The organism is Dyadobacter flavalbus, from assembly GCF_006149045.1.
Classification (GTDB): domain Bacteria; phylum Bacteroidota; class Bacteroidia; order Cytophagales; family Spirosomataceae; genus Dyadobacter; species Dyadobacter flavalbus.
In genome coordinates, this window is sequence record NZ_VBSN01000026.1 from 22,940 (window position 1) to 38,151 (window position 15,212).

13 protein-coding genes are annotated in these 15,212 nt (G+C 40.6%); 11 read left to right on the forward strand and 2 right to left on the reverse strand.

Translation table 11 applies throughout. The features are described from left to right. Window positions 1-317 precede the first annotated feature (317 nt). The 3 genes from FEM33_RS04870 (at window position 318) to FEM33_RS04880 (ending at window position 5,314) form a co-directional block, all read left to right on the forward strand. Window positions 318-2,222: a hypothetical protein gene (locus FEM33_RS04870; RefSeq protein ID WP_139010982.1), complete on the forward strand. Its 1,905-nt coding sequence runs from the start codon at window positions 318-320 to the stop codon at window positions 2,220-2,222. Continuing rightward, complete coding sequence (locus tag FEM33_RS04875) at window positions 2,219-3,265, forward strand: T9SS type A sorting domain-containing protein (protein ID WP_139010983.1); 1,047 nt, start codon at window positions 2,219-2,221, stop codon at window positions 3,263-3,265. The genes FEM33_RS04870 and FEM33_RS04875 overlap by 4 nt, the downstream gene beginning before the upstream one ends. 102 nt (window positions 3,266-3,367) lie before the next feature. Next, the gene (locus tag FEM33_RS04880) at window positions 3,368-5,314 is read left to right on the forward strand and encodes a hypothetical protein (protein ID WP_139010984.1); all 1,947 of its coding nucleotides are present in this window, start codon (window positions 3,368-3,370) and stop codon (window positions 5,312-5,314) included. A 127-nt stretch (window positions 5,315-5,441) separates the two neighbouring features. Here the strand turns inward: FEM33_RS04880 and FEM33_RS04885 are convergent, their stop codons facing one another. Beyond that, window positions 5,442-6,086 carry a pseudaminic acid biosynthesis-associated methylase gene (locus tag FEM33_RS04885; RefSeq protein WP_139010985.1) on the reverse strand — a complete coding sequence of 215 codons (645 nt, stop codon included), beginning with the start codon at window positions 6,084-6,086 and terminating at the stop codon, window positions 5,442-5,444. Between the two features lie 810 nt (window positions 6,087-6,896). Here FEM33_RS04885 and FEM33_RS04890 point away from each other — a divergent pair. The 8 genes from FEM33_RS04890 to FEM33_RS04925 all read left to right on the forward strand — a co-directional run bounded on the left by FEM33_RS04890 (window position 6,897) and on the right by FEM33_RS04925 (window position 14,193). Then, a complete protein-coding gene (locus FEM33_RS04890) occupies window positions 6,897-8,135 on the forward strand; it encodes a site-specific integrase (RefSeq protein WP_139010986.1) in 1,239 nt (412 codons plus the stop codon). A gap of 3 nt (window positions 8,136-8,138) precedes the next feature. Beyond that, window positions 8,139-9,323 (forward strand): hypothetical protein, encoded by a 1,185-nt coding sequence (locus tag FEM33_RS04895; protein WP_139010987.1) that lies wholly within the window; start codon window positions 8,139-8,141, stop codon window positions 9,321-9,323. Between the two features lie 214 nt (window positions 9,324-9,537). Continuing rightward, window positions 9,538-9,834 (forward strand): helix-turn-helix domain-containing protein, encoded by a 297-nt coding sequence (locus FEM33_RS04900; RefSeq protein ID WP_139010988.1) that lies wholly within the window; start codon window positions 9,538-9,540, stop codon window positions 9,832-9,834. Beyond that, window positions 9,831-11,036: a primase-helicase family protein gene (locus tag FEM33_RS04905; protein WP_139010989.1), complete on the forward strand. Its 1,206-nt coding sequence runs from the start codon at window positions 9,831-9,833 to the stop codon at window positions 11,034-11,036. The genes FEM33_RS04900 and FEM33_RS04905 overlap by 4 nt, the downstream gene beginning before the upstream one ends. 218 nt (window positions 11,037-11,254) lie before the next feature. After that, on the forward strand, window positions 11,255-12,184 hold the full coding sequence (locus tag FEM33_RS04910; RefSeq protein WP_139010990.1) for a DUF8464 domain-containing protein: 930 nt from the start codon (window positions 11,255-11,257) through the stop codon (window positions 12,182-12,184). Window positions 12,185-12,309: 125 nt separating this feature from the next. Further along, complete coding sequence (locus FEM33_RS04915; protein ID WP_161597070.1) at window positions 12,310-12,687, forward strand: MobC family plasmid mobilization relaxosome protein; 378 nt, start codon at window positions 12,310-12,312, stop codon at window positions 12,685-12,687. Next, on the forward strand, window positions 12,677-13,612 hold the full coding sequence (locus FEM33_RS04920; protein ID WP_139010992.1) for a relaxase/mobilization nuclease domain-containing protein: 936 nt from the start codon (window positions 12,677-12,679) through the stop codon (window positions 13,610-13,612). Before FEM33_RS04915 ends, FEM33_RS04920 begins: the two co-directional genes overlap by 11 nt. Then, on the forward strand, window positions 13,609-14,193 hold the full coding sequence (locus FEM33_RS04925) for a hypothetical protein (RefSeq protein ID WP_139010993.1): 585 nt from the start codon (window positions 13,609-13,611) through the stop codon (window positions 14,191-14,193). The genes FEM33_RS04920 and FEM33_RS04925 overlap by 4 nt, the downstream gene beginning before the upstream one ends. 415 nt (window positions 14,194-14,608) lie before the next feature. On the opposite strand, the gene FEM33_RS04930 is transcribed toward FEM33_RS04925, so the two are convergent. Continuing rightward, on the reverse strand, window positions 14,609-15,103 hold the full coding sequence (locus tag FEM33_RS04930; protein WP_139010994.1) for a cupin domain-containing protein: 495 nt from the start codon (window positions 15,101-15,103) through the stop codon (window positions 14,609-14,611). Between the last annotated feature and the right edge of the window lie 109 nt (window positions 15,104-15,212).

Below are 15,212 nucleotides of genomic sequence, written 5' to 3' on the forward strand. Positions count from 1 at the left end.
GCGTGCCTGAAGCCGGTTTTCACAGCTTAATTTTCAAATTAAGTACCTGTCACCGGCTTTGTTTAAGCGGCTGCCAGATTTTTAGTTTTCCTCCGCCCGCAGCCAGCTTCTAGTTGTCAGAACTTTTGCAATTCCCGTGTACTTGAACCCGCAAACCTTTTGCCGAGTCAGCAGGGATGTTTATCCTAAGCTACTGTAACTGCCCATAAAGCCTTTTGGTAATTGCGCCCTGCCGCCTGCTAACATTAGAATGTTTGAACAGGAGTAAAATAGAATCTTCCCGCTCAAATTCATTTTTATCACATAACTTAAAAATTATGAAGAAAATCTTCAAGTTCTTTTTACTGATACTTTGCGGTTATGGCCAGTTAATGGCGCAAAGTATAGCTCCTACCGGCGGCAGCGACCCATGCTTAAGCTGCGCACCTCCGTCCTGGACATCGACTGGCGTCATTTCTCATGTGTCTACCTTAACTAACGTGGGTGGTTTTAATTCGCTTAAATGGCTGGAATATGGCAGCAATAATCCCGGGCCTGTTTTGCCGCCTCCGTCTGGAGCGAGTACCTTTTTGACGATAGTTACCCAGGCTAACCAGCCTACAAATCAGCCGCATGAGGTTTCTACAATGGTTACGGGTTTAACTGCGGGACACGTTTATACGTTAACTTCTGAAATAATGTCTGCCCGTGTCGGAAACTTTGCCGGTTCTCCGCCAACTTTCGGGACCTATGCCGCCGATATTCTGATTAAAGTGGACGATGGCGTTGTTACAAAGCATGTTTTGGTACCTGCTGATGAATGGAATAATTATTCAATTACCTGGACTGCAACAGACACGGATGCCAAAATTTCTTTTGTAGTGCCGGTAACACCGTCAACAAAAACGGGTGCAATCAATATTGATGTTGCACAAAATGCCATAACCGATCTTTGTAAAGCCGGTACCAATGAGGTTACATTACAAGGAAACACAGTTCAGGCTACTTGCCCGACTAATACGGCCGATATTACTCCATTTGTCATCGGGCAAGCTCCTTCGGGAACCAGCGTTGTCTGGTACAGTGATCCCGAGCATTCTGCCGGCAAAGAAGTTGCTGATCCTCATAAGGTTACAGGAGGTCAGGTCGGAAGGAAGTATTACGCATTTTACTGGGATGCTGGTTTGAACTGTTTTAATACCAATAATTCCATTGCCGAAGTATTTGTTCAGCCTGCTCCGCTTTGTGATCCGACCCCGTGTCTAGCGGGTACGGATCAAGTTTGGCTTGGCACAGAAAAGATCTTTGCAAATTGCCCTGACTCCCTGGGAAATTTGAATAAGGCTGAAATAGATCAGAAACCTTTGGGTGTTATTATAAGATGGTTTGACAATCCTTACCATACCGGTCAGTGGATAGAGGATATTACAGCTGTTAAGCCGGGAACATACTATGTATTTTATTATGACCCGCTTTCTGATTGCTATAATACTGCCGAATCACATGCTGTGGTTACGGTAGAGGTAAACTGTCCTTGTGCAGCAGAAGGTACTACGGTGGCTGTTTCAGGTAGTTTGGTAAATGAGTGCCCAAAGCTGACGGTGGACTTGAATAAGGCCGCTGTTAATACACCTCCAAACGGTACGGAGCTGGTTTGGTTTAATAATCCCAGTCATTCAGGATCTCCGATTGCGGACGCTACGGCTGTGGGAGCGGGTGTTTATTATGCTTTTTACTATGATCCGATCATGAAATGCTATAATACCGAAAACTCAACTGCCCAGGTTGTTGCTGTTATTATGGATTGCGTTGATCTGACACCGGTTCTGGATATTGATGATGCTGATTTTACCGAAACGGCTGAACGGGACTTCATTGTGAGAATAAAGGAACTTAATGGAAGCAGTACGTTTAGTGAAGTCAAATTCAGCGTCACCAAGCCAAGTGGCTTTGATATAACTTACAATTTTTTCAATGGCAGTTCCAATGTTTCAGGAGGCATTCAGAATCAGAATTCCAACTGGCAGTTTTCCGAAAATAACAAGCTTATTACGATTACGAGCAAGCCCGGAATTGTCGTTGCAGGAAAAGGAGAGGCAATTATCGGCTTTCATATCAAGCGGAAAAACGGCGTTCCTTTTAACACCATCCAAAATGTTACACCTACAATTGTTGCAGGTGCCGGTGGTGATATCAATAGTAAGAACAACAATACCGTCACGAACTTGATCACAACCAAATGATAATTCACATTCAAGATTATTTCCAGATGAAAAATTATTTTAAAATCATATGCATAACCACTTTGTTGGTTTTCGGAAAGCATGCGTTTGCGCAGGATGTTAGTCTGAACATTCTGGGCCAGCCCGATAAACTTATTTTAGGACAAACCGGGTATGTGAAAATAGAACTGCTGAATGAATCGCTCGAGGGAATTGCAGCGCCGGCAGGACGTCTGAGATCAGAGATCACGGTTTCACCGAATATCGAGATAGTCGATGTGGTGAACGACGATAATTCGCCGTTGACCTCATTCGGGACGCTTTTTAAAACATCAAGTACGGTTATTCTCCGATATGACAAATCACTGGATCCGGGAGAAAATGTTATCTTTCATGTACTTGTAAAGGCCATAACCAAGGCGCCGCTTTCTACAATTACATCAACTTTGGGCTTTCATAATGGTCCGCAAACAAAAGGAAACCATAGCGGAAATGATAACAGCGTAACCAATATTCAAACCATCAGTGAGGACCCTCAGCCGGTGACTCTTGTACAATTCAATGTTCAAAAAGAAGGACAACATGCTTTGTTACATTGGGAAACCAGCAACGAATTCAACAGTGAGCGGTTTGATGTTCAAAAAAGTGTGGACGGCAAGCATTGGATAACGTTTGAAACTGTAGAGGCCAAGGGAGAAAGTAAAGAGCTGTCCATATATTCTGCGATTGACAAAGAGCCTTATGAAGGAGAAAACCTTTACCGATTGCATATGATTGATAAGGATGGAACCAATACGTATAGTAAGGTGCGTACATTAAAGTTTAAATTCGCTAGCAGTATTTCTGTATATCCAAATCCTGTTTCTGACTTCTTGAATATTGATGAGTGGAGCACAATATCTAAAGTAAGTGCTGTTACAGCAGATGGAAGAATTGTATACAATTCTGGTCTTCAGTCTATAAAAACAATTGATGTAAGAGATTGGCAGTCTGGAATCTACATCCTTAAAATAGTTAAAAAGGACGGGTCTAGTAGTGCACAGAAAGTCCTGGTGACAAAATAATGAGTTGTAGCTGAACAAAAAGATCGGTACCAAGCAATATCTAAGCGACATTTTGCCGGCTCTTCAAGGTATTTATTATTTACTATCCCATTCAAAGCAATAATGAAAAAACTATTCTTATTAACGCTCATTTATTTAACGACGCTTGTTTTGTCGTTTGGACAGACTGTTTCTATAACCGGCGGTAAGGCTGCATGTTATAATTGTACTCCTAATGGGTGGTCTCCAAGCTTTTTAAAAGACCCTTATCCGGCAGTATCCACTATCTCGACTTTTGGCAGTAGCCAACTTTATCCATGGGTAACTGCACCATTGCCAGCTTCACCGGCTCTGTTCAGTACATTCATGACTGTTCTTGCTGATCCTAATGTTATAGGTCCAACGCCGGCTTTTACAACTATTTATAACTTGGTGCCAGGCCATCAGTACAAGTTTACCTTCCATATCATGACGGCAAAGTACATAGAAGTGGTATCACAACAATCTCCAAGTTTAAATAAAATAAGTGACTATGCAGGTTCGGCCTCTTACTCAATAGATGGTCTTCCGGATGTCACTATACTTTTTGATCAGCCTAATGTTAATAATCGGGATAAGTGGCTTAAGCAAGAATACATTTTTACAGCCAAATCATCAAGTCATAAATTTACTATTCGTGCGAATCCCTGGTATCAAGGTACAAACAGGGGTGCTGTCAATGTTGATGTAGGGGAAAACGCCGTTGTTGATCTTTCGTGTTTGGCGACTACCACTCCCAAAGGTGAACCCGGTAAAGGAACTCTATCCAATTCTTGTCCTACTAAAACGATAAACCTTTATGCGGCCTTGGCAAACAGTCCCAATCCTCCCGGCACAACCCTTGTTTTCTTTGACAACAACAAGCATGAAGGAAATCCGCTTCTCAATGGCCTGGCTGCCCCCAGTACGCCGGGACTGCATTCTTACTATGCCTATTATTATGATGCGGTAAACGATTGTTACAGTAATCCTTTATGGATACAAGTGGAACTGAAAAACTGCGTTACGCAGGTTTGTGATGCAGGCAGCTCTCAGGTATCATTAGATGCGCAAAAGACCACTTTGTTTCCTATATCTCCTTCAACAACAGTCAACCTCAATGATGCCTTTGCCGGTGATCCCTTTACACCGGTTCCATCTAAGCCTTGGGTTTATGTTGCTTGGTTTGATAACCCAACACACAGTGGGGATCCAATTAACGGTGGGAAGTCTGTTCCTCCAATCGTTTCAGCGGGAACCTATTATGCGTTCTACTTTCAAGATTCTTATGGAGGGTGCTACAATACAGACAATTCAACTGCCAAGGTAGAAGTCAAGAATTGTTACGCAGGCAACCAGCAGGTTTTCGAGGCTAAAACCTTGACTAGTGTTTGCCCAACTGTTAGCATAGATCTTAATAAAGCTTTGTCAGGAGCGCCCGTTGCAGGTACGCAGGTGGTTTGGTTTGACAATCCGACGCATACCGGTCAGGCTATGGATGCCAATGCTGTTGCGGCTGCTCAGCCAGGAACATATTATGCTTTTCTTTGGGACAGTCAGCATAACTGTTACAATACGGATAATTCAACAGCAAAGGTAACAGCAGTGGTTCCATGCCCGTCTGACCTGACGCTTACGGTCGATATTAATGAAGTGAATCTGGATGAAGGTGCTTCCAGGGACTTTGTTGTGCATGTATGGAATACGCAGAGCAATCCAACATCTACCCCGATTGAATTTAAAATAGCCAAGATTGATGGTTTCAAAATAACTACGCCGGGGGTTAATTCCGTTTCCAATGTTTTCGGAGGAACGGCAAACGAAAATGGAGACTGGCTGCTTTCATTTGATAACGATTACATTATCGTAAAATCCAAACCCGGATCGCAAATGGGGCCATCAGGACATTCTGTAATCGGATTCACCATAACCCGTAATGCCGGTGTACCAAGCGGAGCAACCCGTAAAATTGTAGCGTCAATTACTCCAAATTCTGGTGGTGATACGGATGAAACAAATAATACAGTCATGACTGCAATAGGTGCTAATTAAAGATTGCAAAGCAGAATACATTATTTCCTGTCAGGTCAGACGGTTTAAGATTTAACATTTTATGTAATGGAGCTGGTTTTGTCCAGTTCCATTACATTATAATCAGGCTTTTTGAGCGGTATAATTTCTATTTTCTAAGCAAATATATTTCATCTACATTTCCCTTTTCCTTTTCAGAAGTATAAGGAACCTTTGTACGGGAAACCTCCTTCAGATCAGGAAAGTATTTCATAAAAATACCTGCAAAATCAGCTTTCCAAAGATAGCCGGTATTTCCCCTGTAATTAATTTCCTGAATATCATCGGAATAATATTCCCATCCCATGATATATTTATTGCTGCAGCGATACATCTCTGTCATGATACGGCTATGATCAGCAGGAGCAATATGGATTAAAACCCCATTTGTGCATACAAGATCAAAATATCCGTCTTTAAAAGGGAGATCAAAACCGGAACCTTGAATAATATTGATTTTGCTGGTAATTTGTTTTGCTTTTTCAACAGCATATTGTTGTAACTCTATGCCGTAAAGATTTTCAAAACCCATTCTTTGAAAACCTTTTAACTGCATACCGATATTACAGCCAACTTCCAGTATTCTGATATCCTTAGGCAAGCCTTCAAGTACAATATTGTTGATATCCAATTTTGATTTACCCCAGGTGTCTAAATAGAATTGATCCCAATCTGCATCAGACTGCCATGAATTTCTGTCGCTGTACTCTTGTCCAAAATCCTTACTCCAAAAGTTCTCCTGATCTGTTTTCATTGTTTAGAATAATTTTTATGTTTAAAAATGAAATTATGTTTGCTAAGATAATGAGGTTCCTGGACGCAGGCGGAAAGCAGTAATGTTCTACCTCGGTTTCCGCACTTAATATCCAAATAAAATTCAGGACACTGGCACAAGGAGAAGAAATGTTACAATTACCTGTGCGGTTTGCAGCATAGGAATGTTTAACATTTTTGCAATTGCGTCAATTTCTGGCGGCTATATCATTAGCGCCATTTGAGCTATTACAATATCAATAAAGGATGTTGAGCTGCAGCAGAATTTCTAATAGAGGCACCATTCAAAACAATAGTTAATATTGTTCAATACAGGTTGCAAAGAAAGAATGCTCATTAAAGTAACCTAATTACATTGTACAGTAAACTGCTGTCAGGCTGTAACGCAATTATTTTCGTAAAGGACTAGATGTTGCTTTACTGTCACTGATTAAACGGAAACTATTTATACAGTAGTATCGATGCTCGTCGTTTAATTCCATTGCATGAATTGAAAACGGCAAAAGGCTCATTTCTTCACGACAAGAAATATTCGACTCATGTTCGGCCTAATAAAAAAGCCACTTACAACATTTGCTGTAAGTGGCTGATAATCAATGTCGGGATGACAAGATTCGAACTTGCGACCCCTAGCACCCCATGCAACTTTTTAGGGTAATTTTGTATAATTTTACATAACTTTGAATTTTCTATATGTCTAATAATCAATATGTTAATTATTTTTTTTAAGTTTGCCTAGGTAAGATTAGATACAAAATGTTCGACTAATGTTCGACTAAATTATCTCAATATGGCGATTTCAACCAGATTGATCCTGCGGCCACAGAGCTCTCCGAACGAGACGGAATATCCAATTATGCTTCAGATTATCATTGACAGGAAGAATCAATTGGTAAGTACCAAAAAGTACAGTTCAATTGAGAATTGGCAAGATAAAACACAATCTGTTTCTAAGGCACACCCAAAGCACAAAGAAATCAATCTTCTTTTAAGGACGATCTCCTCTGAAATAGATTTCTATATTTTATCCGAAGGGAAGAAAGGCGTCAGACCAACATTTGAGGAAATTAAGGATTTAGTTAGGAAGCTCACTGGTGGAAATACCGAACCAGAACGAAAAAAGCTCTTTGACGTGTTCGAAGAGCACATTGCCTATTTGGATCAACAGAATCGTCTCGGTTCGAAGGAAACCTATGAGTCCACGTTGAAAAGTCTGAAAAACTTCATGAATAAGAAGGATAGAGAATTTCTTAGCATCAACACGAGTTTTTTAGTGAAGTATGAGGAATATCTCTTGGCACGAGGTTGCGCCATTACGACGCGTAGTTTTTACTTGCGAACATTTCGAACATTGTGGAAGCTGGCCATCAAAAACAAATATTGTCCGGAAACTCACTATCCATTTAAGGACTTTGCGTTTTCAAAATACAATAATCCCAGAACCAAAAAGAGAGCAATCACCAAAGATCAGATTGGATTGATAGAAGCGTTAGAAATTGATCCGAAGAACGACACACTCATTAATTCGAGGAATTACTTTCTTTTCAGTTTTTACTGCCGCGGATTGAATTTTACGGATCTGGCAGATTTGAAGTGGACTAACATTATGGGAGATGAACTTCATTACTTCCGATCCAAGACAAAGGAGGAGTTTCGGTTTAAGCTGCATCCGACTGCGTTGCGAATTCTTGAGCATTATCAAAATATGGAAGGGAATAGCGATTCCGGACACATCTTTCCGATATTATACAAGAGACATGCGACTCTGCAATCTGTTAGGGACAGGAAGAAGAAAATACTCACAAGGGTTAACAAGCAGATAAAGGAACTGGGTTTATCATTAGGCATAGCAAAGACGTTGACTACATACGTAGCTAGGCACTCGTATGCAACAGCACTTCGCAGGAACGGAATGTCAAAAGAGAATATTGGCAGATCACTAGGTCACGACAGTCTGAAAACAACAGATATCTATCTTGAAGATATCGGAGATCCGGTCTTGGATGATTTGATCAACTCAACTATTTAGCGTATGTATTTTTTTGATTTGCCAGGCTTTCATCCGGTTAGTGGTCTCGATACGGAGGATCTCGGACAGCATCCCTATTTGCATTTTAAGGACAAAATATTCCAAAGAGAGGAAATTAATTACTTTAATTCCTATTTCCCGTTTAAAAGGATTGTTTTCAACAACTGGGAAACACTGTTTGTCAGCGAAAGGAATCTGATAGAAGTCTTTGAGTACAACCCAGTTCTCAAAGGTGATCTACTAATAGATCATAGTCATCCTATTTCAGCTGAACACCTTGACGCAATAAAGTCCAATTTTTCTAAGGGCTATTCCGACGGAAGTTCAGACTTTCCAAGAGAGGTCCAATCAACGATAAATCTGATAGACGGTGCTGTAAAGGAAACCAGGCTTCGTGACTTCATCGAGTTTTGCGGCGATCATTTGTTTTTCGAGGGGTTTGCTACTCCCAAATGTCTTTATGCCCTAGGATTTATACAGGCGTATTTACTCAAAGCTTTTGGAGAATATCACAATTTGATCCAGAATCTCGAAAATACTATCCCGGAGGCAAGAATTCGGGAGTCGGTCTCTAACGAAAAGGTATTTGAGGAAGTCATAGAGAAAGACGAGCGTACTGAGGAGCCGGATGAAGACGCAGCGATTCAAGAGGATGTTAAGCAGGAATTTCTGCCAAGCTTACTTACTGAACAAGTCGAAAAGGCAAAATTTAATAAGATCCTATTGGACTATCCGGTTGATGAGATCATCTCACTGTGGATGATTTTATTAGACGTGTGGAAGTGTCGACCAATTAATTCTATCCAGGTTTTTTTTGAACCGGAAGAGGTACTGGAATTATTGGGCTGCATGTTTGACGATTCGGCAAAGAAGGGAATGCTCCCGCAATCCGAATCTAAATTTTATAACTTACCGCCAGGGAAATATGAAAGAATTATAAATCTGTTAATGCATGTTACATACAAACTTAACACTGACCGAAACAATATCAATCTTGAAAGATACTGTGAAGCGTTGATAGCAACCTTTTCATGTTACAGTAAAACCAAGGTTGCAAGCCTTAAAAGTAATATTAACAAAGAGCGCGGTAACATTATTCAGAGCATCAAGTCACTACCTAATGGAACCTACAAGACTGACTTTTTGAAAGTCTTGGGAAAGATCAACGAATATGCCATAATAAAATGATTTAAGAGACTAGGGATGCTCTGATTGAGAGGAGCACATGCCTGCCAGTGCTAGCATCAAAATATACTGAATCGCTGTCGTTTCGATCGTACCGAGCCATTAAATGTGAAAAAAGTTTATTTCTGCATAATTTGCCTTTTGGACGTAGTCAACGTTTTATTCCTTTTTTCATTTTTTTCAAGTTTGTTTTGCCCATCACGAAAATCTGATAGATATGATGGACACAACCGTTTTAATTTCACTCTCGGGGCAACAATTGCATGAGCTGATCGAAGCCTCAGTTAGAAAAGCATTGCTAGTACAACCGGTTCACAAACCAGATGATTCCGACACGCTCTTAGATACAAAAGAAGCTGCTCAGCTTATCAAGTACAAAGAGACTTCAATATATGGGCTGGTGAAAAGAAAAAAGATCCCGTTTTGTAAGATTGAAGGTAAGCTCCTATTTTCCAGACAAAAGCTTTTGGAATGGGTTGCTAATGGTCAGAAACCAATTCTTGCGAGACAATGAAAAATAAACACAAATATCTGAGAATTGGAACAAGCTACTTCAAGGAAGTGCGAAAGCCGCTCTCCTCCGGGGACACCATGACCATTCTGGTCCCTTGGTCCGCAGATTGCATACGGCTAGACCATGACCGTAAATTCCTTAAAAACGAGGTAGAACGGTATGATGGATTTTGCTTTGTGCCCAGCCATTTAAATTATGAGCAAAAAGTGGTTGGCTTCTACAACCGTTATCAACCATTTCAGCATGTTGCCAAAAAAGGGGACTCGAATACTATCTTCGGTTTTCTCCGACATATTTTCGGAGAACAGATAGAAATGGGATATGATTATTTTAAAGTGCTTTTGGAAAAACCTACACAGATCCTGCCAATCCTTTGTCTGGTCAGTGAAGAACGTAATACAGGGAAAACAACTTTTCTGCACTTTGTCAAATCCATTTTCGGGGAAAATATGACCATTAACAGCAATGAAGATTTTCGGTCCAATTTCAATATTGAATGGGCTCAAAAGCTAATTATTGGGGTAGATGAGACATTTCTCGACCGAAAAGAAGATTCCGAGCGGATTAAGAATTTAAGTACGGCTAAGTTTTACAAGATAGAGGCTAAAGGATTTGACCGACAGGAAATAGAGTTCTTCGGAAAATTTATTCTTTGCAGCAATAACGAAGATCATTTTATCATTGCCGAGCCTGGTGAAATCCGTTACTGGGTCCGAAAAATACCGGTGCTCAAATTCGATAACGAGAAACTGTTGGCTGAGCTTCAGTCTGAGATTCCCTACTTTATTCATTTCCTCATTCACCGGGACTTCACCTATCAGCAGCAGACACGTATGTGGTTCACCGCCGCACAGATTGCCACACCGGCATTAAAGAAGTTGCTCAACCAAAACCGGAATAAGCTGGAATTAGAGATTGCCCACGTCCTATTGACAATCGTGGATGAAAAGGATTTAGACGAGATAAAATTCTGTACCGCAGACGTGCAGGACTGGCTTAATAAGAAGCATGTCCGGTACAAAGATCTTATACAAATTAAACGGATCCTGCAAAATAATTGGAAATTGGTTCCAGCTAAAAACTCGCTAAGCTATCTACAATACAAGTTTCTGACCGATGGCAGTGTCTTTGAGCAAACAGGGAAAGGCAGATATTATATCCTGTCGAAAAAGCAGATAAACGAGTACAATGATATTATCTAATATTTTGATGAATTGATGAGAAATATGGTTAATTATTTAATAATCAATTTTTTATGATGCATCAAGATCGCATCAGCAGCGCATCAATCCAATAACTATGATGCAGCATTCGATGATTGTTGATGAAACCTTGATGATAGTTTAAATCATTGGTATAGAACAAGATAAGCGCTCAGCGCATCAATTCATCAGTTTTTTAACATTTAACTCCTATAATTATGACTTGCCAGCAAGCCAAAGAAATCTCTATTGTAGAGTTTCTGAAAAGTAATCATATCCATCCTGAATACATTCGCGGAAATGATCATTGGTATCTTTCTCCATTACGCCGGGAAAATACACCCTCTTTCAAAGTTGACACAAAACTCAACCTATTTTATGATCATGGTACTGGCATAGGAGGAGATATTATTGATCTGGGATGCCAGCTGTTTAATTGTGATGTGAAAGAATCATTATCAAAGTTTGAAGCAGGTTCTTATTTATTTCAACAGCAATTTGCGTTAAGACCACCATTACATATATTGGATAGCGTTACCCAGGAAGAAAGTGTTTCGTCAATAAAAATTTCGCATGTCCAGCAGTTGGGGAACAATCTTGCTATTACAAATTACATCAAGTCACGAGGGATTGCGTCCGAAATTGCAAGAATACACTGTCAAGAAGTGTATTACCAGATCGGAGACAAAAGCTACTTTGCTGTAGGCTTTAAAAACAGGTCCGGTGGATATGAACTTCGCAGTCAATACTTCAAAGGCTCATCTTCTCCTAAGGATATCAGCCACATTGAAAATGGCACCCGATCAGTTTGTGTATTGGAAGGGTTTATGGATTTTCTTTCTCTTCTTACTCTTAGAAAAGAAAACCCGGTAGCCAGTGATTTTTTAATCCTGAACTCAGTCAGTTTCGTGGATCGCAGTTTGGACATTTTGAAAAACTACCGTAATGTTTTTCTCTATCTGGATCATGATAATGCAGGCAGAAAAGCCTTGGGGAAATACGAATCCGCTGGTTTGAACCCCATCGATGCATCATGTATGTATCAGAAGTTTAAAGATCTTAATGAGTATTTATTAGATCAAAAGCCAATACAGAAAGATACGATACAACGTAAGGATTTGAAAAAGTCGAGGGGGCTAAGTCTATAAATGTCTTCAGAGAGCAAGTTTGTGTTTTCGCTTCGCAAAAACATGTTGCGCTCCTTGCGCAACTAAAAACTTGCCTTTTTCTCCCGCTGGTCGCAAAAGGTTAGAAATAGAAAATGGAATGTGAAATGGAACAGACAGAAACAAAGAAGACAAAGCCTTATAACCCAAAAGGTGGAAGGCCCCCTAAAAAAGTAAAACGGCAAACTCAGTTCATGGTCAGACTGACGGAAAACGAGCGTTTTCTGATTGAAGAAAAAGCCAGGGATGCCGGCATAAAACCAAGTGCTTGGTTCAGGCAGGCTGCTAAAAAAGCAAAAGTTCTGGCCAGGCTAAAACCTGAGGATCTCAAACATCTCAGGACACTGACAGGTATGGCCAACAACCTCAATCAACTCGCGCATCTTGCCCATAAGGAAGGATTGACATTCATCCGGCAATCCTGTAAAGAGTTGCTTTTGCAAATCAATTTAATCTTAAAAAAGATGAGCAGCGATGATCGGTAAGATTACAATCGGCAGCAGCTTTGGTGGTGTGATCCGGTATGCCATGCAAAAACATGAGGCAAGTCTGCTGCTGGCCGAAGGTGTAAGAACGGATCAGGTCAGCTCAATGATCGATGATTTCAACATGCAGAGGAAACTGAATCCGGACCTCAGAAAGGCAACCGGGCATATTTCACTAAGCTGGAGCAAGAAAGATGTTGCCCGGCTAACACCTGAAATCATGAAACAGCGTGCGTTGGAGTATTTGGAAAAGATGAAGATTACAGATACGCAGTTTATCCTGGTCGAGCACCGGGATAAAAACCATCCACATTTGCATATAATTTATAACCGGGTAAGCAATGAAGGAAAATCCATCTCAGATCAGTTTCAAAAATCAAGGAATATAAAAGTATGCAAAGACATCACCCTGAAATATGGCTACTATTTAGGAAAGGGGAAAGAACAGGTCAACCGGCAGCAGCTGAAAGGTGCAGATAAAATCAAGTATGAATTATATGATGCGATCAAAGCAGCAAGCACAAGTGCTCAAAACTGGAAGGATTTAAGTGTTAAACTGGAAAGACAAGGCATTGAAACCATTTTCAAATACAAGTCTGGCACAAGTGAGATCCAGGGAGTCAGCTTTAAAAAAAGCGATTTTCTGTTCAAAGGGTCAAAGATCGACCGAAACCTGAGCTTTGGCAAGCTGGATGCCTTGATCGGGCAGAACCAGAAACAATTATTGATGCAGCAATATCAAAAGCAGTCTGCTTATCAACCAGATTTTTCAAAAGAAAGGTTTTATCCTGTTTTGTTCCTGCAAAACAGCCCAAGTGACCTAATACCTGATGACCTGTTCAAACCTGTTCAGCAGTATGGGCAGCCTATTACCAATCTGTCAAAAAAGAAGAAACGTAAAAAGTATTTAGGACAAAGCTTATGAAAAATATAGAAGAACAACTAGAATCGATTGAAGAAGTGCTTTCGATTGTGATCAGGAAGAACGCATCTATTGAGAATCTGATCCAATCTTGGGCAGAATCTCAGAACGAGGTCCTGACAAACACATTGGCCGGGTTAAAGAGCGAAATAGACAATTGTTCATCAATCTCCTCGCTGGCGTCCCAGCTTTCAGAAGTCCAGAAGGGCATTGAGTGTATTCCCCATGCTTTCAAAGTTAAAAACTACCACCATTTTGACTTTCGTTCGAAAGGGTTCATCATTTCAGCTGTATTGCTTTTGATCGTTACGGCTTTGAGTGTTGCAGTAACCATCAGCAGTTATGGGGAATGTAGCCGTTTGCGGGAAAATAATCTTAAATTCCGTATTGCCAGGCAGCTCAGCCCGACCCTTGCAGCACAAGCTGACAGTATTTATTACAGAGATCCTGACCGGGCTGAGCTTGAAACACAAAGGCTTGAAGCGCATGAACTATCGGTGAAAGAGGCAGAGCAGAATCTAAATCGGAGGCAAATGGAAGCTAAGAAGGCACAAGATCTGCTCAGACAGTTAAAGAGAAAATAAGTATTGCTTTAAACCAATGAAGTATATTAATAATACGAGAAATATTCAAGCAGCGATTTCCTGATAGGACATCTTTGGCATGGCAGTTATAATAGAATTGGTAATGTTCAACTTTTCATAAATACCGTCGTTAAAACGTACTTTTGATTTAGTTGAAAAATCCACGGGTTGATCTCTTATTGGCCTGATTTAGTTCGATTAATCTGCCATATACCATATTAAAGTGTACTGTAGTCAATAAGAGTTAGGCCTAATAGAACGTTTATACAATAAGACATATCACGCTGAAATCATATGTAGCTGACTGCATACATACATGATTAGCATGACATCACGCTGAAAAATAGCTACAAAATTATAGCTTAGTTTTCAATTCTCTGATCGCCGTTCTGGTGATGATTTCAGCAAAACGCATTTATTTTCTAAAGCTGGAATATTCCTGGTCAGTTACCGGCTGTAGCCAGTTCACCCTGCCACTAGAAGTGTTTGGAGTAATTGCGATTTGCGTAAAGCCTGTCTCTGGGGACGCGCCATGCCAATGTGGTGTATTCGGCGGGCACTTTATGGTATCACCCTTTCGAAGAACCTGGATTTCCTTCCCCTTCTCCTGGTAGTAGCCAACCCCATCAAGCGCCAGCAAAGCTTGCCCTCCGGGATGTGAGTGCCAGTATGTTCGTGCTCCTGCTTCAAATGTAACATTACCTACTGGGATGTTGAATGCGCTATCCGGTAGGATCAATTGTTGGACCCATGCCTTGCCTGTAAAATTGTTCGCCGGCACTCGCTGTCCTCTTGGGAAAATGCTTGTATTTTTTTCACTATAGTCGTTTTTTTTTCTCTGCGCATTTACATCGTAAGTCGGTGCGAGAAGGCAGCAAATAAAAGCTGTTATTTTAAGTAAGTGTTTCATATCTAATAAATTGAAATTATGTTCCAGGGTTTATTTGCGGCTAAATGAGGTTTATTCGGCACACAACAGTGAACAATATTCCTTCAATCGAGTATTGAACCCAAAGACA